The 19,400-nt window shown below is 67.9% G+C and carries 27 protein-coding genes and 1 tRNA gene; 15 read left to right on the top strand and 13 right to left on the bottom strand.

Annotated features, from left to right (window positions below):
* Positions 1-12 precede the first annotated feature (12 nt).
* Both ACFQI8_RS07940 and ACFQI8_RS07935 read left to right on the top strand, forming a co-directional pair.
* Positions 13-267 (top strand): hypothetical protein, encoded by a 255-nt coding sequence (locus ACFQI8_RS07940; protein ID WP_390243831.1) that lies wholly within the window; start codon positions 13-15, stop codon positions 265-267.
* Positions 268-309: 42 nt separating this feature from the next.
* The gene (locus tag ACFQI8_RS07935; protein ID WP_390243830.1) at positions 310-762 is read left to right on the top strand and encodes a DUF5804 family protein; all 453 of its coding nucleotides are present in this window, start codon (positions 310-312) and stop codon (positions 760-762) included.
* Between the two features lie 21 nt (positions 763-783).
* Here ACFQI8_RS07935 and ACFQI8_RS07930 read toward each other — a convergent pair whose 3' ends face one another.
* On the bottom strand, positions 784-1,704 hold the full coding sequence (locus ACFQI8_RS07930; protein ID WP_390243829.1) for a PLP-dependent cysteine synthase family protein: 921 nt from the start codon (positions 1,702-1,704) through the stop codon (positions 784-786).
* Positions 1,705-1,885: 181 nt separating this feature from the next.
* Between ACFQI8_RS07930 and ACFQI8_RS07925 the strand changes: the two genes are divergently transcribed.
* Positions 1,886-2,266: a thioredoxin family protein gene (locus tag ACFQI8_RS07925; protein ID WP_390243828.1), complete on the top strand. Its 381-nt coding sequence runs from the start codon at positions 1,886-1,888 to the stop codon at positions 2,264-2,266.
* Between the two features lie 36 nt (positions 2,267-2,302).
* On the opposite strand, the gene ACFQI8_RS07920 is transcribed toward ACFQI8_RS07925, so the two are convergent.
* The gene (locus tag ACFQI8_RS07920; RefSeq protein WP_390243827.1) at positions 2,303-4,414 is read right to left on the bottom strand and encodes a thioredoxin domain-containing protein; all 2,112 of its coding nucleotides are present in this window, start codon (positions 4,412-4,414) and stop codon (positions 2,303-2,305) included.
* A gap of 182 nt (positions 4,415-4,596) precedes the next feature.
* Here ACFQI8_RS07920 and purD point away from each other — a divergent pair, with 182 nt between their 5' ends.
* Together purD and ACFQI8_RS07910 are read left to right on the top strand one after the other, a co-directional pair.
* The gene (purD, locus tag ACFQI8_RS07915; RefSeq protein ID WP_390243826.1) at positions 4,597-5,883 is read left to right on the top strand and encodes a phosphoribosylamine--glycine ligase; all 1,287 of its coding nucleotides are present in this window, start codon (positions 4,597-4,599) and stop codon (positions 5,881-5,883) included.
* A gap of 90 nt (positions 5,884-5,973) precedes the next feature.
* Positions 5,974-6,516, top strand: a complete 543-nt coding sequence (locus ACFQI8_RS07910; protein ID WP_390243825.1) for an acyltransferase — start codon at positions 5,974-5,976, stop codon at positions 6,514-6,516.
* An 86-nt stretch (positions 6,517-6,602) separates the two neighbouring features.
* On the opposite strand, the gene ACFQI8_RS07905 is transcribed toward ACFQI8_RS07910, so the two are convergent.
* The 4 genes from ACFQI8_RS07905 to ACFQI8_RS07890 all read right to left on the bottom strand — a co-directional run bounded on the left by ACFQI8_RS07905 (position 6,603) and on the right by ACFQI8_RS07890 (position 9,231).
* Positions 6,603-7,496: a mechanosensitive ion channel domain-containing protein gene (locus ACFQI8_RS07905; protein ID WP_390243824.1), complete on the bottom strand. Its 894-nt coding sequence runs from the start codon at positions 7,494-7,496 to the stop codon at positions 6,603-6,605.
* 1 nt (position 7,497) lies between these two features.
* On the bottom strand, positions 7,498-8,307 hold the full coding sequence (gene dacZ, locus ACFQI8_RS07900) for a diadenylate cyclase (RefSeq protein WP_390243823.1): 810 nt from the start codon (positions 8,305-8,307) through the stop codon (positions 7,498-7,500).
* 117 nt (positions 8,308-8,424) lie between these two features.
* Positions 8,425-8,787, bottom strand: coding sequence for a group I truncated hemoglobin (locus tag ACFQI8_RS07895; RefSeq protein ID WP_390243822.1), 363 nt, complete (start codon positions 8,785-8,787; stop codon positions 8,425-8,427).
* A gap of 361 nt (positions 8,788-9,148) precedes the next feature.
* Positions 9,149-9,231 (bottom strand) — tRNA-Leu (locus tag ACFQI8_RS07890).
* A gap of 106 nt (positions 9,232-9,337) precedes the next feature.
* Here ACFQI8_RS07890 and ACFQI8_RS07885 point away from each other — a divergent pair.
* The gene (locus ACFQI8_RS07885) at positions 9,338-9,646 is read left to right on the top strand and encodes a transcription initiation factor IIB family protein (protein ID WP_004063163.1); all 309 of its coding nucleotides are present in this window, start codon (positions 9,338-9,340) and stop codon (positions 9,644-9,646) included.
* 4 nt (positions 9,647-9,650) lie between these two features.
* Here ACFQI8_RS07885 and ACFQI8_RS07880 read toward each other — a convergent pair whose 3' ends face one another.
* The 6 genes from ACFQI8_RS07880 to ACFQI8_RS07855 form a co-directional block, all read right to left on the bottom strand.
* Complete coding sequence (locus tag ACFQI8_RS07880; RefSeq protein ID WP_390243821.1) at positions 9,651-9,857, bottom strand: DUF8147 domain-containing protein; 207 nt, start codon at positions 9,855-9,857, stop codon at positions 9,651-9,653.
* 28 nt (positions 9,858-9,885) lie between these two features.
* Complete coding sequence (locus ACFQI8_RS07875) at positions 9,886-10,386, bottom strand: phosphopantetheine adenylyltransferase (protein WP_390243820.1); 501 nt, start codon at positions 10,384-10,386, stop codon at positions 9,886-9,888.
* Positions 10,387-10,502: 116 nt separating this feature from the next.
* Complete coding sequence (locus ACFQI8_RS07870; protein WP_390243819.1) at positions 10,503-10,967, bottom strand: helix-turn-helix domain-containing protein; 465 nt, start codon at positions 10,965-10,967, stop codon at positions 10,503-10,505.
* Between the two features lie 67 nt (positions 10,968-11,034).
* On the bottom strand, positions 11,035-12,111 hold the full coding sequence (locus ACFQI8_RS07865) for a glutamate--cysteine ligase (RefSeq protein WP_390243818.1): 1,077 nt from the start codon (positions 12,109-12,111) through the stop codon (positions 11,035-11,037).
* A 156-nt stretch (positions 12,112-12,267) separates the two neighbouring features.
* The gene (locus tag ACFQI8_RS07860; RefSeq protein WP_390243817.1) at positions 12,268-12,933 is read right to left on the bottom strand and encodes a fibrillarin-like rRNA/tRNA 2'-O-methyltransferase; all 666 of its coding nucleotides are present in this window, start codon (positions 12,931-12,933) and stop codon (positions 12,268-12,270) included.
* The gene (locus ACFQI8_RS07855) at positions 12,930-13,772 is read right to left on the bottom strand and encodes an NOP5/NOP56 family protein (protein ID WP_390243816.1); all 843 of its coding nucleotides are present in this window, start codon (positions 13,770-13,772) and stop codon (positions 12,930-12,932) included. Before ACFQI8_RS07855 ends, ACFQI8_RS07860 begins: the two co-directional genes overlap by 4 nt.
* Positions 13,773-13,887: 115 nt before the next feature.
* Here ACFQI8_RS07855 and ACFQI8_RS07850 point away from each other — a divergent pair, with 115 nt between their 5' ends.
* The 8 genes from ACFQI8_RS07850 (at position 13,888) to ACFQI8_RS07815 (ending at position 18,306) form a co-directional block, all read left to right on the top strand.
* Positions 13,888-14,022 carry a rubrerythrin-like domain-containing protein gene (locus tag ACFQI8_RS07850; protein WP_152420716.1) on the top strand — a complete coding sequence of 45 codons (135 nt, stop codon included), beginning with the start codon at positions 13,888-13,890 and terminating at the stop codon, positions 14,020-14,022.
* Entirely contained in the window at positions 14,019-14,441 is a 423-nt protein-coding gene (locus ACFQI8_RS07845) for a DUF8009 family protein (protein WP_390243815.1), read from the top strand. Before ACFQI8_RS07850 ends, ACFQI8_RS07845 begins: the two co-directional genes overlap by 4 nt.
* A 38-nt stretch (positions 14,442-14,479) precedes the next feature.
* A complete protein-coding gene (locus ACFQI8_RS07840; protein WP_390243814.1) occupies positions 14,480-14,851 on the top strand; it encodes a hypothetical protein in 372 nt (123 codons plus the stop codon).
* Between the two features lie 94 nt (positions 14,852-14,945).
* Entirely contained in the window at positions 14,946-15,596 is a 651-nt protein-coding gene (locus ACFQI8_RS07835; RefSeq protein WP_390243813.1) for a DUF6517 family protein, read from the top strand.
* Between the two features lie 89 nt (positions 15,597-15,685).
* Positions 15,686-15,841 (top strand): hypothetical protein, encoded by a 156-nt coding sequence (locus ACFQI8_RS07830; RefSeq protein ID WP_390243812.1) that lies wholly within the window; start codon positions 15,686-15,688, stop codon positions 15,839-15,841.
* On the top strand, positions 15,838-16,821 hold the full coding sequence (corA, locus tag ACFQI8_RS07825) for a magnesium/cobalt transporter CorA (protein ID WP_390243811.1): 984 nt from the start codon (positions 15,838-15,840) through the stop codon (positions 16,819-16,821). Before ACFQI8_RS07830 ends, corA begins: the two co-directional genes overlap by 4 nt.
* Positions 16,822-17,042: 221 nt before the next feature.
* Positions 17,043-18,038: a transcription initiation factor IIB gene (locus ACFQI8_RS07820; RefSeq protein ID WP_390243810.1), complete on the top strand. Its 996-nt coding sequence runs from the start codon at positions 17,043-17,045 to the stop codon at positions 18,036-18,038.
* An 88-nt stretch (positions 18,039-18,126) separates the two neighbouring features.
* Positions 18,127-18,306 (top strand): DUF7836 family putative zinc-binding protein, encoded by a 180-nt coding sequence (locus tag ACFQI8_RS07815; RefSeq protein ID WP_390243809.1) that lies wholly within the window; start codon positions 18,127-18,129, stop codon positions 18,304-18,306.
* 51 nt (positions 18,307-18,357) lie between these two features.
* On the opposite strand, the gene ACFQI8_RS07810 is transcribed toward ACFQI8_RS07815, so the two are convergent.
* On the bottom strand, positions 18,358-18,765 hold the full coding sequence (locus ACFQI8_RS07810) for a translation initiation factor IF-2 subunit beta (protein ID WP_390243808.1): 408 nt from the start codon (positions 18,763-18,765) through the stop codon (positions 18,358-18,360).
* 267 nt (positions 18,766-19,032) lie between these two features.
* Here ACFQI8_RS07810 and ACFQI8_RS07805 point away from each other — a divergent pair, with 267 nt between their 5' ends.
* Positions 19,033-19,269 (top strand): UPF0058 family protein, encoded by a 237-nt coding sequence (locus tag ACFQI8_RS07805; RefSeq protein WP_390243807.1) that lies wholly within the window; start codon positions 19,033-19,035, stop codon positions 19,267-19,269.
* Positions 19,270-19,400 lie beyond the last annotated feature (131 nt).

The following is a 19,400-nucleotide window of genomic DNA, read 5'->3' as shown; positions in this document are numbered from 1 at the left end:
TAGGAGTCTCCCATGTCGAAGACATCGCGTCCCGGTCGCGGACACCCCGGCCCCGACTGGCGCGTCAGCCACCGAGCGTCGCGAACCGACTGGAGCGACACCGTCGAGCGGTGTGCGGCGTGCCACGCCCGCGTCGACCTGAGCGAGCCCCACTTTCAGGTACTCCTCGAACGAGACATCGACAAGCCCGGCAAGATAACCCTCGAACGCGAGCGCGTCGTCTTCTGCGACGAGTCCTGCGCCGCCGAGTGGGAATCGACCGCCTGAGTACCGGAACCGCTTTACCGAGTCCGGTCCCTCCCTCTCGACGTGACGCAGGTCTGTATCGTCGGCGCGGAGGACGTCCACCTCCAGTACGAACTGCTGTCGCGTGACACCGCGCGCGCGGCGCTCTCGACCTACGACATCTCGGAACCGTTCGACAACTCGCTTTCGGTCGACACGGTGAGCCTCGGCGCGGCCGTCTCGCTTCTCAACGACCTCAACTGGTATCTCGTCCGGTTCGCCGACTTCTCGCTGGTCCGCGAGCCCTCCGTCTCGCCCGACGAGTGGCTCTCCCGCGACCTCGCCCGACAGATTCGAGACGGGAAGGTCCAACCCGGAGACACCGGCGACCACCTCGCCATCTACGGCGTCGAAGACGGCCGCCTCGTCGAGCCGATGTACGTGACGCGCGTCGACGGCTCGGTGCCCGACTACGACCTCAGAGACGTGGAGCGGACGCTCGTCGTCAGAGTCGCGGAAGACGCGTTCGGTCGGTGAAAACAGGTCGTCTACCGGCCGTTATTCGTCGGCGTCGAACATCCCGGTCGACATGTAGCGCTCTCCCGAGTCCCAGAAGACCGTCACGACGAGCGGTTGGTCCGCCTCGTCCGCGTCGGGGTCGGCGAGTCGCTCGGCGACGCGCTTGGCCGCGAGGAGCGACGCGCCGGACGACTGGCCCACGAGGATGCCCTCCTCGCGGGCGAGGCGACGACACTCGGCCTCGGCGTCGGCGAGTTCGACGATTTCCACGTCGTCGAGGAGGTCGGTGTCGAGGTTGGGGCTGACGAAGCCCGGTCCCATGCCTTGGAAGTCGTTGTTTCCGACCTCGCGGCCCGAGAGAACGGCGCTCTCGGCGGGTTCGACGCCGACGACGCGCATCGAGGGGAACTCCTCGACGAGGCGGCGGCCGTTGCCCGAAATCGTGCCGCCGGTGCCGATGCCGGCGACGAGGGCGTCGATGCGGCGGTCGCCCACCTGTTCGAGAATCTCCTCGGCGGTCGTCCGGTAGTGCGCCTCCGGGTTCGCCGGGTTCTCGAACTGCCGGAGCTGGTACATGCCCTCGGCTTCGAGTTCGTCCGCGCGCTCTTTCGCGGCGGAGATGTCGCCGCCGACGAGTTCGATTGTCGCCCCGTAGGCGCGCATGATTTCGCGGCGCTCGGGGGACATCGAGTCCGGCATGACGATGGTCAGGTCGTAGCCCTTCGCCGCCGCGACGACCGCGAGTCCGATACCGGTGTTCCCGGACGTGGGTTCGACGAGGTGGTCGCCCGGCGAGATGTCGCCCGCCTCCTCGGCCGCCTCGACCATCGCCAACGCGGGGCGGTCCTTCGCCGACCCACCCGGGTTCTTCGACTCTATCTTCGCCGCGATTGTCGACCCCTCGGGGGAGTCGACGCGGACCAGCGGCGACCCGATAGCGTCGAGGATACTGTCGTCCATCGACCCTCCGTAGACGGCGCGGCACTAAACGACTGGCGGAGGCGGACGATACGGCCACCGTCTCGGGGGCCACGGAGGCGTCCGCCGACGCGCTCGGCGGACCGCCCCGCCACCGCCGGTGTGGGCGGCGAGCACCGCCGCGAGCGCACCCGTTAAATCCGCTCGGCCGGTAGACCGGCGCATGGCCGAAGCCGAGACGCTCGAAACGATGCAACCGAACCCTGCGTGGGACGCGGCGTCCTATCCCGACGTGGTCGACGCCCTCGCGGCCGCGGACTACACGTTCAAGGTCTGGGGCGGCGACTGGTGCGGCGACTGCCGCGGACAGCTCCCCGACTTCGCGGCGGCCCTCGACGCCGCCGGCGTCCCCGCCGAGCGAATCGACCACTACCCCGTCGAGAAGGCCGACGACGGCTCGAAGGTCGGCCCGCTCGTCGAGGCGTACGACATCGAACTCATCCCGACGGTCGTCGTCGAACTCGACGGCGAGGCGGTCGCCCGCTTCGTCGAAGAAGAAGAGGTTCCGATTGCGGTCTACCTCGCAGAGCGGCTCTCGAACTGAGCGCCGGCTCCTGTGTTTTCACAGTGGCTCCCGCCTTCACGCACCTTCGCCCGCCGTGAACCACGCCAGCGCCTCGTCGAGGTCGTGGGTCGGCGCGGAGCAGGTGAAGCTCTCGCAGGCGTAGACGGTCGGGTCGCCGTCGGCCGCCTCGCGGCCGGCCCAGATTGGCGGGGCCTCGTCTAATCCGAGTTCGTCCAGCCACGCGTCGAGTTCCTCGTCGGTGCCGGGGCGACGGGAGACGACGAGGCCGGGGAGATACCGCGAGGCGAGCGTCGCGCGCCACTCGTCGGGGACCTCGTCGGCGGCGATAGTGAGTTCTGGGACGCCGCTGGCGGCCTTCTCGGCCGCGAGCGCGAGCGAGACGTGTTCGAGGGGACTGCCGCGGACTCGGTTGGCGAACGACCCGAGGACCGCGTCGGCGACTTCCCCGAAGTCGGCGTCCGGGGCGAACTGTTCGAGGTCCAAGCACAGCGACGTGGCGACGCCGAGGCTCGACGGCGTGGACTGGTCGGTCGGCTCCTGCGGGCGGGTGACGAGCGATTCGCCGCTTTCGGGGGTGAAGTAGAGCGTGCCCGCGTCGGCGTCGTAGAACTCGCGGCGAGTCGCCCGCGCGAGGTCGAGCGCGAACGAGAGCGGCGCGAGCTCGCCGGTCGCCTGATAGAGGTCGAACGCGCCGCGCGCGAGGAAGGCGTAGTCTTCGAGGTAGCCGTCGCCTTTCACCTCGCCGTTCATCACGCGCCGCGAGAGCGTCTCGGTCGCGTCGTCCCAGAGGCGTTCGCGCACGAAGTCGAGGGCGCGGCGGGCGTCGGTCGCGAGCGAGTCGTCTTCGAGGACGACCGAGCCCTGCGCGAACGCCGAAATCATCAGCCCGTTCCAGCCGGCGAGCACCTTCTCGTCGCGGGCGGGGCGCTCGCGTCCCTCGCGGGCGGCGAACAGGGCCGTCCGGGCCTTTTCGAGCCGGTCTTCGACCTCGGACTCGGCGAGGTCGTACTCGTCGGCGAGGTCGGCGGTCGTCGCCGAGACGTTCAGCACGGTCGTCTTGCGCTCGAAGTTGCCGCCGGGCGTGACGCCGTAGCGGTCGCAAAAGAGGTCGGCGTCGAGGTCGGAGAGGAGGTCGCGCACGTCGTCGGGCGTCCAGACGTAGAAGGTGCCCTCCTCGCCGCCGGACTGGGCGTCGAGGGTGGCGAAGAAGCCGCCGTCGTCGTGAGTGAGTTCGCGGCGGACGAACTCGAACGTCTCCGCGGCGACAGTCGCGTAGGACTCGTTACCGGTGAGCCGGAAGGCGTCGAGGTACCGCGCGGCGAGGCCGGCCTGGTCGTACAGCATCTTCTCGAAGTGCGGGACGGTCCACTCGCGGTCGACGCAGTAGCGGTGGAAGCCGCCGCCGAGGTGGTCGCGGAGGCCGCCGTTGGCCATCGCGTCGAGGCTCTGCCGCGCCACGTCGAGCGCCTCGCGGCGGCCGGAGACGGCGTAGCCGCGGAGCAGGGCGTCGATGCGGCCGGGTTGGGGGAACTTCGGTCCGTCGCCGCCGAAGCCGCCGTGGTCGCGGTCAGCCCCGCGAAGTGCGGCCTGCACGGTGGTGTCGAGCACCTCCGAACCGGGGGCCTCACCGGGCGCGTCGGGCGTCTCCTCCAGTCGGTCGGTGATGGCGCTCGTCCACTGCTCGGCGCGGTTCTCTATCTCGTCGCGGTCGGTCCGCCACGACTCGGCGAAGCTCTCGACGAGGTCGCGGAAACCGGGCGCGCCGCGGCGGGGTTCGGGTGGGAAGTACGTGCCGACGAAGAAGGGCTTGCCCTCGGGGGTGAGCCAGACCGAAAGCGGCCAGCCGCCGCCGCCGGTGACGAGCTGGCAGATGGTCTGGTAGATGCGGTCGAGGTCGGGGCGCTCCTCGCGGTCGACTTTCACCGGGACGAACTGCTCGTTGAGCACCTCGGCGATGTCGGGGTCCGAAAAGCTCTCGTCGGCCATGACGTGACACCAGTGGCACGCCGAGTAGCCGACCGAGAGGAAGATGGGCTTGTCCGCCTCGCGGGCGGCGTCGAGCGCCGTCTCGTCCCACGGTTGCCAGTTGACCGGGTTGTCGGCGTGCTGGCGGAGGTACGGGCTCTGCTCCTCGTCGAGTCGGTTGCGTCCCACCGGGTCGGACATGCGTCGAGGTCGGCGCTCCGGGAACTAAAGCGGCGTGGAGACGGCCGTCGTGGCCGGCGCGGGGCGCGGGCCGGACAGCGAGTCCCCCTGGTTGGTGACGGAGCGAAACATACCCACATTTGTGCCTATTTCGTCGGCGATAAAGAGCAATCTTTACACTCCCGTGCGCAGGGTATGCGACCATGAGCGAGACCGTCCTTCTCGTCGGCGGCGGCGGCCGCGAGCACGCGATTGCCCGCGCGCTGGCCCCCGACTGCGACCTGTACGCCTGCGCCAGCAACCGAAACCCCGGCATCGCCGCCCTCGCCGAGGAGTTCGAGACGATTTCGGAGACGGCCGCCGAGGACATCGTCGCCTACGCCGAGTCCGTCGACGCGACGCTCGCAATCGTCGGTCCCGAGTCCGGGCTCGCGGCGGGCGTCGCCGACGCCCTCGACGAGGCGGGAGTCTACACCTTCGGGCCGCAGGCCGCCGAGGCACGCATCGAGACGGACAAAGCGTTCCAGCGGCAGTTCATGCGCGACGAGGAGATTCCGGGCAACCCCGACTTCGCCACCTTCGACGACATGGAGGCCGCCTGCGACTACATCGACGACTACGACGGCGACCTCGCGGTCAAGCCCGCGGGCCTCACCGGTGGCAAGGGCGTGAAGGTCATCGGCGACCAGGTGACGCCCGAGGAGGCGAAGGCGTACCTCCGCGACTCGGACTACGAGCGGGTCGTCCTCGAAGAGCGCCTCGTCGGCGAGGAGTTCACGATTCAGGCGTTCGTCGCCGACGGCGAGTTCCGCGTCAGCCCCGCCGTGCAGGACCACAAGCGCGCCTACGAGGGCGACGAGGGACCGAACACCGGCGGCATGGGCAGTTACACCGACGTGACGCCCTCCCTGCCGTTCATGGCCGACGGCGACTACGAGGCCGCCGTCGAGGTCATCGAGGCCGTCGTGGAGGCGCTCCCGGAGTACAAGGGCATCCTCTACGGTCAGTTCATGCTCACGACCGAGGGGCCGAAAGTCATCGAGTTCAACGCCCGCTTCGGCGACCCCGAGGCGATGAACACGCTTCCGGTCCTCGAAACGCCCTTCATCGACGTTCTCACGGCCGCCCGCGGGGGCGAATCCCTACCCGAACTCGACTTCGCCGAGGCCGCGACGGTCTGTAAGTACGCCGTCCCCGAGGGCTATCCGACGGACCCCGAGGCCGGCGCGGAAATCACGGTCGACGTGGAGGAAGGCGGCGATGCACTGCTGTTCTACGCGAGCGTCGACGACCGCGAGGGCGGCCTGTACACGACGACTTCCCGGTCGTTCGCGGTGGTCGGCGTCGCCGACAGCATCGCCGAAGCGGAGGAGCTCGCGGAAGACGCGCTCGCCGACGCCGGCGAGGGCTTCCACATCCGCCACGACATCGGTACGGCGGCGCTCGTCCAGCGCCGAATCGACCACATGGCCGAACTCCGCGGCGAGTAAGCAGGAAGCGGTTCCGCGGGACCGATGTTCTAGTTCTCTCGTTGCCCCCGCGCCGAGGGCGCTTTTACCCCCGCGGTCCAATCGACGGACGTGACTGACGACGATACCGCACCGGCGGACGCAGAGAGCCGCCGACACGACCGAATCCAGCACCACCCGACGCCCGGCCCGCGGAACTCGCTCCAGTACTGGACCGACGCCAAGCCCGTCTGGCGCGTGATGCTCAACTACGTGTTCGTCCTCGTCGCCCGCATCGCGCCGTCGCTCCGAGTCAGAAACTGGGCGCTCCGGCGCATCGGCGTCACCGTCGGCGCGGGCGTCTCGTGGGGCCTCGAAGCGACGCCGGACGTGTTCTGGCCGGAGCTCGTCACCATCGAGGACGACGCCATCGTCGGCTACGACTCGGTCATCCTCTGTCACGAGTTCCTGCAGGACGAGTACCGAACCGGCGAGGTCGTCGTCGGCGAGCGCGCCATGATCGGCGCGAAGGCGACCGTTCTCCCGGGCGTCCGCATCGGCGCGGGCGCGCAGGTCGCGGCGAACTCGCTCGTCACCCGCGACGTGCCAGCGGGCGAGACGGTCGCCGGGGTGCCCGCAAGACCCATGTCCGGCGGCGAGGCCGACGGGGAGTGACCGACTCGCCGTCGCCGTCAGATCGCCCACAGGTCGCCGTTAGGGCGACGAGCGAGCGACGTCTCGCGGGGCGGTGAGCGTTCGGGTCACCTGCGGACGCGCCCGACGCCCTTGTTGAGGACGCGCGCGTTCGGCACGACGAACTCCGTCTCCTCGGCTTCGACGTGGGTGACGAACATGTCGAACTCTTGTACCACTCCGCGGACGTCGCCGACGACGATTTCGTCGCCGATGCTGTACGGTTGGGTGAAAAAGAGGTACGTCCCCGCCGCGCCCGAGCGAAGCAGGTCGCGGAACGCCACGGCGCTGAACACGATGAGTCCGAGCAGGTACGCTCCCAAGAGGACGATGAGCGCGAGCGTGGCGACGCCGACCTGCGAGAGCGCGACCAGCGTGGCGAGAAAGAAGACGGTGTACTTGGCGAGCGCGGGGAGGAGATTCACCTGCGGGAGTTTGACCGCGCGAAACCGCTCGGCGACGAGGAGTTCGACCTTGTCGCCGACGACGACCCCGGTGATGAGGACCAGAATGGCGATGAACAGTTGCGGGAGGATGGCGATGACGAGGCCCCAAAACCGGTCGGCATAGTTGATTCCGACGAACGAAAGCGCGGCGAAGACAGTGATTCCGAGGACGAAGTACCGCGTCAGCCACGACAGGATTTCGACCGTCGAGGTCTCGAAGTCGCGGGCGGTCCGCTCGAAGGCCGTGCCCTCGATGGCCTCCGGAACGCCGACGCTGACGAGGAGTCGGTGGACGAGCGTCCCCGCGACGTACGCGAGCAGTATCCCGAAAAGCAGGATGGCGAGCACGCCGAGAAACCGAACGCCGGCGATTCGAACGATGTCGTCGACGACGCCGCCGACCGTCTGGAGCGGGGCGGCGGACACGGACGTTGACGCGGATGCTGACGCGGCTGTGGCCGCTGGCACGGGGCCGACCGACGAGTGGATGAGGGACGCCGAAGCGAACCCCGACATCTCAGTACGCCTCCGGGTCGATTTCGAGAATCATCTTGCCGCCTTTGAACGCCCGGACGAGCCCGTCGGACTCCGAGAGGACGATGGCCGTGGCGTTGGTGTCGCGGGTGATGGCACCGCCGGCCATGTGGCGCGCGCCCAGCCCCTTCGGGATGTCGACGCCCTCCGCGGAGGGTTCGAGATAGCGGTACGCCGAGACGATTTTCCCCGAGTCGGAGATGACGAACGCGCCGTCGAGCCGGGAGAACTCCTTGAGCATCACGTTGACGATGGGGTCGCCGACGTAGACGTGGGACTTCTCGAAGGGGTTGTACGAAAGCGGCCGCGACTTGTTCATCACCTTGCCCGCGTCGCCGACGATGAACAGCGCGCCGACGGGTTCGCCCTTCTGACCTTTCTTGCCCAGTTCGATGGCCACCCCGAACACGTCGCGGATGACGCCGGGGTCCGCCCGGGAGTTCGCAAAGAGGTCGTAGATGCCCGACCGCATGTTCTCCTCGACGCGGACGCGGACGAGCGAGTCCGGGTCGCCGCCGAAGACTCCGACGTTGCAGGCGATGGTATCGCCCGCCTCGACGATGCTCTGTTCCATCGCGCCCTCGACGCCGAAGCGGATGCGGTCTTTGACGTTCTGGAACTGCAGGGGCAGTTCCACGAACGTCTCGGCTTCGACCGTGTTCTCCGGCGCGATGACCACCGTCGGAACGTCCGTCTCGGCGAACTGCTCGTAGTGGGAGTGGCTCGGCGTGAACAGAAACAGCCCATCGACGTCCGCCACGAGATCGCCCAATAATTCGGATAACGCCACCATTGGTGGAGAGAGACACCGGGTGAGAAAAAGGGTTGTGTCGCGTCTGACGCGTGGCGTGCGCGGTTCGGCCGGTCGGAGCCGGCGGTCGATGCGCTCCGAAAGCGAGCGAACGGCTCCCTACGCGCCGAGAATCGGTGCTCTGAGCGCGGCGACCTCGTCGAGCACCGCGTCGGCGTCGTCCGGGGCGACGCCGTTTTCGTCGAGCGCGGCCGCGAGGTGTTCGGCGATGGCGTCGAAGTCCTCGCCCGAGAGGTCGAGGTGGTCGTGGGCCGCCCGCATGTCGGCCCCGTCGTACTCGACGGGACCGCCCGCGACGGCGCTGATAAACTTGACCTGATGGGCGCGCTGTTCGACCATGTCGATGTCGTCGAAGTAGTGCGCGACCGAGTCGTCGGCGAGGACGCGGTCGTAGAAGTCCGAGACGACTGCTTCGACGGCTTCCCGGCCGCCGAGGCGAGCGTAGAGTGACTGCGCTGGCATTCGTCGGGGTGTTGGACGGCGCGACGGTAAGGCTTCCTCCGAACGTATTCGGGGTCATTAAATGTGGACTGTAGAGTTCGGACACCAGTTTCTGAGACGCCAGCGAGTGCGATGTTCGTAGCCTATTCAACAGTGGTTCGGGCGTCGGATTCCTCCCACGGCTAAAGCCGTGGGCTTCCTCCTCGAATCTGTGTGAGACGTGTGGGGAAGATTCGAACGGCGGTCGAGACTCGCGGGGACAGGGTTCGAACCGGACCGAGACTCGCGGTGCTCGTCTCGTAGGGTTCGAACCCTTCTGTGGCGATTTTCGTCCTCGCTGTCGCTCACGGCTTCGCCGTTCGCGTCCACGTCGGACAGAAAATGCGCGGGACAGGGTTCGAACCTGCGAAGGTCTACACCACAGCGTCCTAAGCGCTGCGCCTTTGGCCACTTGGCTACCCGCGCGCAATCGGGCGACGCTCGCCCTTCGACCGCACATTTCCCGCACCGCTATATAAACGTCACGAGCGCCCGCCGCGGGGATTATGCTCCCGCGGCCGCAACGACGACCATGTACAGCGCCCGAGACCAGCGAGACAACCGCGAGTGGCTGGCCCGCATCGACGCCGCCGCCGACGGCCTCGAACTCGGTAGCGAGGCCCGCTCGTACGCCTCGGACATGTTTCTCACGCAGTTGCCCGACGAGGAGCGCTCGAAGAAAGCCGTCGCCGCCGCCAGCCTCTACGCCGGCGCGCTCATCGCCGGCGAGGAGCGCTCGCAGACCGCCGTCGCCGAGTCGATGGACGTCTCGCGGCTCAGCATCCAACAGCGCTGGAAGGACCTCCTCCGGGAGGCCGGCTTCCGCCCCCCGAGCTGGTAGGCGCTCACTCCCGGGCGTTCGACGGTGCCATCCGGCGGGTCAAAAGCGCGTAGGTCACCGCGACGGCGAGGACGCCGGCGACGAGACCGGCCGGGATACCGACGAAAAGCGAGAAGAAGACCCACCGAGCGGCCAGCTCGGTGACCGCGATACCGACGAGGACCGCGGCGACGACGCCGACGGCAAAGCTGGCGAAAAGCGGGTGTCGCATGGGTGCAGTACGACCGTGAGCGTGAAAGCTATTCGTCGCTCGGCGGCGTCCGACCGCGGCCCTCGCGGTCGGGCGTGAGGTTGCCGTGGCGGTCTATCTCCCCGGAGACGATGCGCGTCGAGGAGATGCGCTCGCCGTCCTCGGCGGGGACGTGTTCAACGACCTCGATACGGAGGGGTTCGAGGCCCTTCTCCTCGCGAATCTCGTTGACGCGCTCGCCGCCGCCCCGCGTCTCGGGCGAGACGATGAGCACGTCGAATTCCTCCTCGGTCGCGATGCCGGTCGGTCTGTCGAGTTCTCGGACCTCGAACTCGCGGCCGTACTCCTCGGCGAGCGGGCGGAGTTCGGCTTCGAGGTCGGCCTTGCGGTCGTCGAAGGGCCGGACGTAGCGGTCGACGTGTCGCGTCTTCGGCGCGAGTTCGTCGCTCGTGAGTCCGACGGTGACCGCACCCAATTCGAACGCCCGCTCGAACAGCGCGAGATGTCCATCGTGGACAGGGTCGAACGTCCCGCCCAACGCGACGTGCATACTCTCGGGGTGGGTGCGGCGCGACTTAAGCGGGTCGGGTTAGCCTAACAACGCCCGCGGCGAGCGAGGGGCGACGACGTCGCGCGAACCGGCGGGGAAGCCGGGACGCCGCGGAACTACTCTTCGCGAACCGTAATCGTGACCGGTTCGGTCTCGTCGGTGCGGTCGGTGCCGAGGTGTCGGTCGAGGTTGAACACGGCGTTCAACTGCGCCTGCACCTGCCCGGTGACGCCCTTCACGAGGTCGCTCGGCGCGATGGCGACGTACTCGTAAGGGTTGTTGCCCGCGCCGGAACTCTTCCGCTTGCGGCGCTCGACCGTCTCGTCGTCGGCGAGTTCGGCCAGCGCCTCCCGAACCGTACTCGGGTAGAGACCGGTCCCCTCGGCGACCTCCTCGCTCGTCGAGTGAGGGTGCTGTCGGAGGTAGACGTAGATTCGCGCGCGGGTCTCGGTGTCGAGAATCCACGCGAGCAGGTCCACCAACCCGTCGTCGAACTCGGAGACGGCGCAGTCGGCCGCGCCGCCCGAGTGGTCTTCGTCCGTCGACTCCGCGCTCCCCTCTGTGCTCTGGTCCGCAGACATTTGTGCTACGGCAAAGGTCAAAACTGGGGCGCTAAAAAATGTTTCCTGTCGCGCGTCGGCGTGCGACTCAGTCCAACGTCAGGTGTTCGCACAGGGCGTCGAGCCCGGATTCCTCGTGGATTCGTCGCTGGACGTCGGTTCCGGATTCGGCGTCGAGAAGCGACCGAAGGCCGTCGACGCCGAGGCGGTCGGACTCGGTCTCGACGAACGATTCGAGGCTCACGACGCCCTCGGAGTCGGGGGCGATGAAGTCGGTGTCCCGGCCGTAGCGGGTCGCGCGCCATTTGTTCTCGTCGAGGAGTTCCCGGCGGACCGCCGTTCCCGACTCGCCGGACTCGTAGCGGTCGGCGAGGTCCAACACGAGCGCGTGGACGTACTCGACGAAGTCGGCGACGCGTGCGGGGTCGGTCTGGGCGTCGGGGGTGCGGATTTCGACCGTCCCGTGGCCGGTGTGGGGGCGCACGTCGTACCAGAGTTCGCCCCGGTCGTCTATCGAGCCGGACTCGACCATCCGGCGCTCGAAGCGCTGGAACTCCGCGAAATCGTCGAAGGCGGTCGGCATGCCGGTGTTGGGGAGGTTCTCGAACACCTTGGCGCGGGCGGAGGCGAGACCGGTGTCGAAGCCGTTCCAGAACGGGGAGTTCGCGGAGAGCGCGAGGAGCGGCGCGAGATACCAGCGGAGTTCGTTGGCGACCCAGACGGCCTTGTCGGCGTCGTCGACGCCGACGTGGACGTGGAGGCCGGCGGTCGTGTTCCGGTGTTGCGGGTACTGAATCCGGTCGAGTTGCGCCTGATACCGGGGCTTCGTCGCGTGGTCGAGTTCGCGCCACTTGGCCGCGGGGTGGAGCCCGGCCGCGGCGATGCGGTAGCCGTGGTCCGCGGCGTGGTCGACGAGCGCCTCGCGGACCGTCGAGACGGCCGCGCCGACCTCGTCGGGGTCCTCGATGAGCGGCGTCTGCGTCTCGATAGTGAACTTGAACAGCTCGTGGTCGAGGCGTCCGGCGAGCGGTTCGGGAGGCTCCGGTCCGTAGACTAAGTCGTCGATACCCGAGGTGGGACGGCCGTCGGCATCGACGATGTAGAATTCCTCTTCGACGCCGAGCGTCCCCATTCGGTCGAAGGCATCCGCCGACCCTAGTTCCATCGCAACGGCGTAAGTTGCGCCGAATTAAAAACACCGTGGGAGCCGGCGAACGCGTCGCACGACCGCGGGCAAGCGAATCGGGCGATAGTGACGCCCGAAAAGCAGGTCTTCCGAGCAGTCGTCGGGCGGAGCGGTGACGGACCCGCCGGCGGCGACCTACTTCGGCCGGGCGACGATACCGAGGTGGTCCGCGTGGAAGCGGTCGAGACGGGCTGTTTCGAGGAGTTCGTAGGCCGAGTCGAGTTCGGCGAGCACGTCGTCGAACACGTCGTCGGGCTCCGCGGTCACGTCCTCGCTCCGCGCCTTGACGGCCATCAGGAGTCGGCCGTCGTCCGCGAGGAACTGTCGGTTGCGGACGGCGACGGTCGCCTGCCCGCGGGTCGCCACGTCCATGACGAGGCAATCGATGCCGGATTCGACCACGTGGGCGTAGGACTCGGGGTCGCGCGCGTCCTTCAGGAGCGGAAAGAGGTTGTCGCGGTCCTCGGCGACGCCGACGAGGTCGCGGACGGGTCGCGGGGCGAACTCCACGGCGTAGGTCGGCCCGGCGAAGTCGGCGACGTGCGAGACGGTCGTGCCCGAGGCGGCCCCGAGATAGAGCACCGACTCGCCGCCGACGAGGCCGGTGTCCATGCCGAGTTCGAGCATCGCACCGAGCTTCGAGCGCCCGGCGTCCCACGCGCGCCAGCCGTCGGCATCGACGGGTTCGCCGTAGACTCGTGCGCCCCGCGTCGAGAAGCGCTCGCGGCCGCCGAACGTCCGGCGTTCGACGCCGTCGGGAAGGTCGGCACCGGCGTCGGCCGCGGAACTGTCGTCGCTCATTCGTCGGCCTCCTCGTCGGCGCGGGCGCGAATCGCCTCCATCCGGTCGGCGAGTTCGGCGTGCAGGTCCGGCCGGTAGTCGCCCGAGTAGTGGTCGATCCGGGCGGCGATAGCGAGCTTTCCGGCGACCGCGCGAGCGGCCGACCCGCGGTCCTGCGGGCGCGTCCCGCGGACGTACTCGTGGGTGAAGATGACGCCGTGTTTGGGCGACGTGGCGCGGCCCTTCAGGTGCGCGAACAGGGCGTCTTCGGCCCCGAGCACTTGGACCGTGCCGCTCGGCTTCTTGGCGAGGCTTTCGAGTCCGCCCGCCAACGCGATGAGTCGCGCCGCGAGGACCGGCCCGGCCATCTCGGCGAGGTTCGGCGCGGCCGTGGGCGCGCGCTCCTCGATGAACGCCCGGAGGTCGTCGCGCTCGTCGAGCAGGTCCACCGCGCGGGTGGCGTAGGAGACGACGCGCTCCTCGGCGGCGGTGTTCGGGTCGCGGGCGGCGATGTCGCGGACGCCGTCGAGGCCGCGCGGAACGTCCTCGTAGCGCGTGCCGGCCCACTCGACGACCCGCTCGGCGAGTTCGTTCGCGGTCCGTTCGGCGTCGTCCATCGCGCGCACGGCGTGGGCGAGTTGCACGTCGTCGGCGCGCTCGCGCTCCGCGACGGCCTCGCTGGCGGCGGCGAGCGTCGCCGAGCGGAGTTTGGCGTAGTAGTCGGTCTCGTCGGCGGCGAACCCGGCGTCGACGGCCTCTGCCGGCCAGTCGGCGGGGGCGGGGGCGCGGCCCGTTCGGACTCGCGTCGCCCCGGTTTCGGAGTCGTCGGGGTCCGCACCGGCGAACCATGCGTCTGTCATACTGGCGGATTGCGCCCCGTCCGGGTAAAAGGACACGGACCCGCGGGCGCGGGTCGCCGCCCGTCCGACAGTTCTGTGGTAAGTTTTAACACACCATGTGTCGTACGAATGGCCGATGGAACGCGCTTCGTACGTCTGTCGTGAGTGTCAAACGACCGTGAGCGCCGCATCGTACCGGTCGACCTGCCCCGAGTGCAGTGGTGAACTGCGGCCCACGTCGGTGACGAACCGCCGGCGCGTCGGAGATTGAACGGCGCGCGCGGGTCGGCCGACCCGGACGCCATCCGCTCGCTCGCGGTCACGACCGACGACCTCGTGACCGCGCTCGAAGCGAACCGGCGGGGCGACGACCACGTCGTCCTCCGGGTCACCCCGCCGTTCTACGGGCGGATGCGAGCGCGGATTCACCGCACCGGCGGCGAGGCGTCGGACTACGCCGCCCCCGAGCCGATACACCTCGACCCGGGGGTCTTCGTCGCCGACGACGCCCCCGCGTACCCCGAGGCCGACGAGACCCGGCCGGAACCGTACGAGGTCGAGACCCACCACGAACGACATACCGAAGCGGTTCGGGCGTGGCGCTCGGCGGTCCGCGAGCACCTCCGCGGCGCGGTCGCGCTTCCGACGGGGGACGGCCCCCACGAGGTCGAGGTCAAGTACCTCGGGTGAGCGAACCACTTTTTCCCCGCGGGCCACACCGTAGCGACATGAGCACCGACGAGTACCGCCGCGGGACGGCGGTCGAGCGCGAGCGCCGGCGGAAACAGCACCCGGCCCGCGGCCGCTACCGCGGGGTGTTACCGGTCATCTACGCCATCGGGTTCGTCATCTTCACCGCCGTCTCGCTGTACATCGGGCCGGAACCGGCGTTCGCGGTCTACCTCGTCACGCACGTCTTCTACGCGGGACTGATTCGCGCCGACATTAGGTCGCTCCGCGGGCAGGGCATCGACTGGGGCGCGTCGCGGCACCTCTGGTTCGGCGCGGCGTTCGCGCTCCCGTTCGTCGCGCCCGCCTACTACCTCTACAGCGGTCGCGTGGTTCGCCGTGAAAACGAGTCGCGGAACCTCGACGACTGACGCGGAGCCGACGGACTGCTCGGTGGGGGGTGCGCCAATTCGGTCGCCGCCGCGGCCACCGAACTTATGCCCGGAGCGGGGAAATGCCGGGGTAATGAGTTCCAGACGCGTAGTCGCGGCGCTCGCGCTCGCCGCGCTCGTGCTCACGAGCGGATGTATCGGCTTTCTGACGGGCGAGGAGACGCTGAGATTCGAGTCGGAACCCGCCGCGGCTGACGCGACGGTCGCCGCGAACGCCGGCTACGAGACCAACGGGACCGAGACGTTCGCGGTGAACCGGACGCTCTCGTTCGGCGGACAGGAGCGCAAAATCGCCGCCAGCAACCACATCACGACCTACGAGAAGACGCTGGACCTCGGCTTCTTCGGCGAGGCCAGCCTCGGTTCGTTCAGCGTCATCTCGACGCCCGCGGTCGACGTCGCGGGCCAACCGCGGAACCCCATCGGCGACTACTCGAACGACGACCTCATCCGCCTCGTCGACAACCGGTATCAGGGCCTCAGCGACGTCCAGCCGGTCAGTTCGCGCAACGTCCAGATGCTCGGACAGACGGCCAACGTCACGAAGTACAGCGCCACCGCGCGGTTCGGCGGGCAGGAAGTCGACGTGTACGTCCACGTGACGAAGGTCCAGCACGACGAGGACTTCGTCGTCGCAATCGGGCTGTACCCACAGCAACTCGACGGCGAGGAGGAGAACGTCCTCGAGCTGATTCGCTCGGTCGAACACCCGTCGGAAGCGTAAGGACCGGGCGAATCGCTCCGGGAGGACCGCCGGCATCAGCGCGGGTCGCTTCGGGTGCCTTTTTCTCGTCGCCGCGGCTCGGTGAGTCTATGACTCGTGTACGGACCGCAGGCATCGCGGTGACGGCGCTCGGCGTCGTCGGCTACGGCCTCGGGGCGCTCGTCACCTATCCGGGACGAGCGTTCTCCGTGACGGCCGTCATGGTCGGCATCACGCTCTGGGCCATCGGAGGTGACGTACGGTGATTTCGGCGCTCGTCTACCGCGACGACGGGGTGTCGGCCTACGAGGAGACCGCGCTGGACGCGGCGCGCGACGCCGACGGGACCACGTGGGTTCGCGCGACGGCCGGCAAGGAGTTCGAGCGCGTCGCCGAGGCGTTCGGCATCCACTCGCTTTCGGTCGAAGACGTTCGGAACGACGCCCGCCCGAAGACCGAGGAGTACGACGAGTACACGTTCGTCGTCGTCCGGGTCGCGACGCTCCGCGCCGGCGAACAGGTGTTCGAAGAGGAAGTCCAGACTAGACCCGTGGGGCTCTGCTTTGGCGACGACTGGCTCGTGACGCTGACGCGCCGGGAGTTGGACCCGATAAACTACGTGTGGAACGCCATCAAGCGCGAGGAGCCGCGGATGCTCCGGTTCGGGCCGGACTACGTGGCCTACCGCGTCATCGACCGCATCGTCGACGAGTACTTCGGGCTGTTGGACGAGGTCGGCGAGGAGATAGAACTCATCGAGGACAGCATCTTCGAGGGGCCCGACCCCGAGGTGCTCGAAGGGCTGAACGCGGTCCGACGCGACCTGCTGTCGTTCCGAAAGACCGTGTGGCCGACGCGGGAGGCCATCGGCGTGCTCTCCCGCGGCGACCCCGACTACGTCCGCGAGGCGACGGAGAAGTACTACCGCGACGTGTACGACCACCTCGTCGAGTTGGTCGACCTGACCGAGACGTACCGCGACCTCGCGCGCGGCGCGCGGGACATCTACCTCAACACCCTCTCGCAGTCGACGAACGAGGTGATGAAGACGCTCACCGTCGTCGCGACCATCATCCTCCCGCTCACGCTCGTCGTCGGCATCTACGGCATGAACTTCGACCCCGGCGCGTCGGCGCTCAACATGCCCGAACTCGGCTGGGCCTACGGCTACCCCGCGACGATGCTCGGGATGGCGCTCGTCTCCGTGGTCCTGCTCGTCTACTTCCGGCGGGAGCACTGGCTCTGAGCGACGAAAGAGCTATACTACCCGATTAATCACACCGACGCTCGGTTATCGTCGGCTCGATGACGACAAAGCGGCCGCATCGTGCGATTCACCCGCACAAAGCGGGCGAAAGATTTATAAGGCTTTCGAACTTACTGTTGGTAAGGCCAGTCCAAGCCGGATTATTCTTTCGTCTTCTGTGGTCTTCCCGGCCGAGACGTATCCGCGCCTTCCACCCCACCATGAGCGACACCATAACCACCCGAACCTACAGTACCGACGCAAAGAGCAGGGACCTCCGTCCCCGCGAGTCCGAACAAGACGAAAAACAGCAGGGCGAAACGCAGGTCTGCCCCGAGTGTAGCGGCCACCTCGTCACCGACGAGGAACACGGCGAGACCATCTGCGAAGACTGCGGTCTCGTCGTCGAGGACACCGTCGTCGACCGCGGCCCGGAGTGGCGCGCGTTCGACTCCGCCGAGCGCGACAGCAAGTCCCGCGTCGGCGCGCCGACGACCCAGATGATGCACGACAAGGGGCTGTCGACCAACATCGGTTGGCAGAACAAAGACGCCTACGGCAAGTCTCTCTCGCCGCGCCAGCGCGAGCAGATGCAACGGCTCCGCACGTGGAACGAGCGGTTCCGCACCCGCGACTCCAAGGAGCGCAACCTCAAGCAGGCGCTCGGCGAAATCGACCGCATGGCGTCGGCGCTCGGCCTGCCCGAGAACGTCCGCGAGACCGCGTCGGTCATCTACCGCCGCGCGCTCAACGACGACCTGCTCCCCGGCCGCTCCATCGAGGGCGTCGCCACCGCGGCGCTGTACGCGTCGGCCCGGATGGCGAGCACTCCCCGCTCGCTCGACGAACTCGAAAAAGTCTCGCGCGTCGATAAGATGGAGCTCACCCGGACGTACCGCTACATCGTCCGCGAGCTGAAGCTCGAAATCAAGCCCGCGGACCCCGAGCAGTACGTCCCGCGGTTCGCCAGCGAACTCGGTCTCTCCGACGAGTCCGAGCGGCAGGCCCGCCAACTCCTCCGCGACGCGAAGGAGACGGGCGTCCACTCCGGCAAGTCGCCGGTCGGCCTCGCCGCCGCCGCCGTCTACGCCGCCGCGCTCCTCACCAACGAGAAGGTGACCCAAAGCGAAGTCTCGACGGTCGCGGACATCTCCGAAGTCACCATCCGCAACCGCTACAAAGAACTGCTCGAAGTCCAAGACGGCCTGATCGCGTAAGCGCTCCGTGGGTCGGTGGCCCGCACTTTTTCTCGGCCGTGCCAGTCCGTAACAACATTTATCCGCGCCCCCGGAGCATATACGGGGTATGGTTGAAGCGTTCGTCCGACTCTTGTGCCCCGAATGTGGAAAGGACTGGGAGACGAATCCGACCGAACTCCCCGGTCACCGCGACAACTACTCGTGTCAGGGCTGTGGCGCGACGCGCCGCACGGCCGAGTTCATGCGGACGGAGCGCGACCTCCAGACGCTCAAGCAGTTCGAGTAGCGAGGAGAGAGACCGTCCCCAGACCGGGAGCGACTGCCGGACGTGCGTTTTTTAGATGTCGGGAATCGTCGAGAGCGCGCCGCACGCGTCGCATTTCAGTACCTCCGCATCCCGTTCCGTGACGAGTTTCGTATCGGGCGACCCGCATTCGCTACAGCGCACGAACGACTCGACGTACTCGTCGAGCGCGTCGGCGATGCGGCGCTGGCGGAACTCGCCGGTAAAGCGCGCGCGGCCGCGGTCGTCGATTTGGGCGCTCGTGCCCAGTTCCGTCTGGAAGAACTTCAGGACGTGCGCCGCCTCGCGAGCGAGTCGGTCGTGGGTCGCCGCGAAGTTCTCGTAGACCGTGACGTTCCCCTCCTGCCGGACCGTCGGCTCCGGGACGCTGAAGCGGTCGCCGCCCTCCGCGACGTCCGACGACTCCGAGAGCGCGCGGTCCAGTTGGTCGTCGTAGTTCATGCGCGACAGTACGGACACGACGGCCTAAAATTCTCACGACCCCCGGCGCGCGCGACAGGCGTTCGGCGCGCGCCCTACATAGCTATATAAACTACTCGTGAGATTCCGCCGACGCTCGCTATCAACGGGGCGAAACAACAAACGAATTGAAAACGTTCGAACACGAAAATTCCCTTGAGACCCCCATAATCGGCGGTTTAAGGGAGTCGGATGCTAACGTGACTCAAGATAATACTATATCCCTCCGGTTTCAAGCCGTGGTTGCTCATGAAGAAGCAGGAACTCATCCACCTGCACGGTCTGCTCGCAGAAGTCCACACCCAGATTGAGGCCTGGGAGGACGAGGAAATCAGTCTCGTCGAGTACAACGAACTCGGCGTACGACCGACATCCATCCACAAGTCCAAAACGGACCACAAAGCAGCCGTGTTTAAGATAGCGAAAGGAATCACCGGAGCGATGCGCGAGGCCGAACCAGAGCCGCTCGCACCGCAAGCCGACTGAACCGAGAAAAGAAACGCGTTCTCCTCTGCGACCCTACACCCGAGAGCGACCGCGTCAGTCTCTCTCGCGCGACGACGTTCCCGAGCGACCGCCGCGTCGAAGCGGTGGATGAGTTCCGTGCAGGCAGAAAC

This window comes from Haloferax chudinovii, assembly GCF_042663345.1.
In the GTDB taxonomy this organism is placed as follows: Archaea; Halobacteriota; Halobacteria; order Halobacteriales; family Haloferacaceae; genus Haloferax; species Haloferax chudinovii.
This window is presented reverse-complemented; position numbering and strand designations above follow the sequence as displayed.

Excerpts from the sequence above, each read along its gene's own strand:
- ACFQI8_RS07840 (WP_390243814.1), top strand. The coding sequence starts at position 14,480 with ATGAGCACCGACGAGTACCGCCGCGGGACGGCGGTCGAGCGCGAGCGC.
- ACFQI8_RS07855 (WP_390243816.1), bottom strand. The coding sequence starts at position 13,772 with ATGACAGACGCATGGTTCGCCGGTGCGGACCCCGACGACTCCGAAACC.
- ACFQI8_RS07820 (WP_390243810.1), top strand. The coding sequence starts at position 17,043 with ATGAGCGACACCATAACCACCCGAACCTACAGTACCGACGCAAAGAGC.
- ACFQI8_RS07940 (WP_390243831.1), top strand. The coding sequence starts at position 13 with ATGTCGAAGACATCGCGTCCCGGTCGCGGACACCCCGGCCCCGACTGG.
- ACFQI8_RS07850 (WP_152420716.1), top strand. The coding sequence starts at position 13,888 with ATGGAACGCGCTTCGTACGTCTGTCGTGAGTGTCAAACGACCGTGAGC.
- ACFQI8_RS07920 (WP_390243827.1), bottom strand. The coding sequence starts at position 4,414 with ATGTCCGACCCGGTGGGACGCAACCGACTCGACGAGGAGCAGAGCCCG.
- ACFQI8_RS07905 (WP_390243824.1), bottom strand. The coding sequence starts at position 7,496 with ATGTCGGGGTTCGCTTCGGCGTCCCTCATCCACTCGTCGGTCGGCCCC.
- ACFQI8_RS07885 (WP_004063163.1), top strand. The coding sequence starts at position 9,338 with ATGTACAGCGCCCGAGACCAGCGAGACAACCGCGAGTGGCTGGCCCGC.
- purD (WP_390243826.1), top strand. The coding sequence starts at position 4,597 with ATGAGCGAGACCGTCCTTCTCGTCGGCGGCGGCGGCCGCGAGCACGCG.
- ACFQI8_RS07810 (WP_390243808.1), bottom strand. The coding sequence starts at position 18,765 with ATGAACTACGACGACCAACTGGACCGCGCGCTCTCGGAGTCGTCGGAC.
- ACFQI8_RS07815 (WP_390243809.1), top strand. The coding sequence starts at position 18,127 with ATGGTTGAAGCGTTCGTCCGACTCTTGTGCCCCGAATGTGGAAAGGAC.
- ACFQI8_RS07875 (WP_390243820.1), bottom strand. The coding sequence starts at position 10,386 with ATGCACGTCGCGTTGGGCGGGACGTTCGACCCTGTCCACGATGGACAT.
- ACFQI8_RS07870 (WP_390243819.1), bottom strand. The coding sequence starts at position 10,967 with ATGTCTGCGGACCAGAGCACAGAGGGGAGCGCGGAGTCGACGGACGAA.
- ACFQI8_RS07805 (WP_390243807.1), top strand. The coding sequence starts at position 19,033 with ATGAAGAAGCAGGAACTCATCCACCTGCACGGTCTGCTCGCAGAAGTC.
- ACFQI8_RS07925 (WP_390243828.1), top strand. The coding sequence starts at position 1,886 with ATGGCCGAAGCCGAGACGCTCGAAACGATGCAACCGAACCCTGCGTGG.
- ACFQI8_RS07860 (WP_390243817.1), bottom strand. The coding sequence starts at position 12,933 with ATGAGCGACGACAGTTCCGCGGCCGACGCCGGTGCCGACCTTCCCGAC.
- ACFQI8_RS07930 (WP_390243829.1), bottom strand. The coding sequence starts at position 1,704 with ATGGACGACAGTATCCTCGACGCTATCGGGTCGCCGCTGGTCCGCGTC.
- ACFQI8_RS07835 (WP_390243813.1), top strand. The coding sequence starts at position 14,946 with ATGAGTTCCAGACGCGTAGTCGCGGCGCTCGCGCTCGCCGCGCTCGTG.
- ACFQI8_RS07880 (WP_390243821.1), bottom strand. The coding sequence starts at position 9,857 with ATGCGACACCCGCTTTTCGCCAGCTTTGCCGTCGGCGTCGTCGCCGCG.
- ACFQI8_RS07830 (WP_390243812.1), top strand. The coding sequence starts at position 15,686 with ATGACTCGTGTACGGACCGCAGGCATCGCGGTGACGGCGCTCGGCGTC.
- ACFQI8_RS07865 (WP_390243818.1), bottom strand. The coding sequence starts at position 12,111 with ATGGAACTAGGGTCGGCGGATGCCTTCGACCGAATGGGGACGCTCGGC.
- ACFQI8_RS07895 (WP_390243822.1), bottom strand. The coding sequence starts at position 8,787 with ATGCCAGCGCAGTCACTCTACGCTCGCCTCGGCGGCCGGGAAGCCGTC.
- dacZ (WP_390243823.1), bottom strand. The coding sequence starts at position 8,307 with ATGGTGGCGTTATCCGAATTATTGGGCGATCTCGTGGCGGACGTCGAT.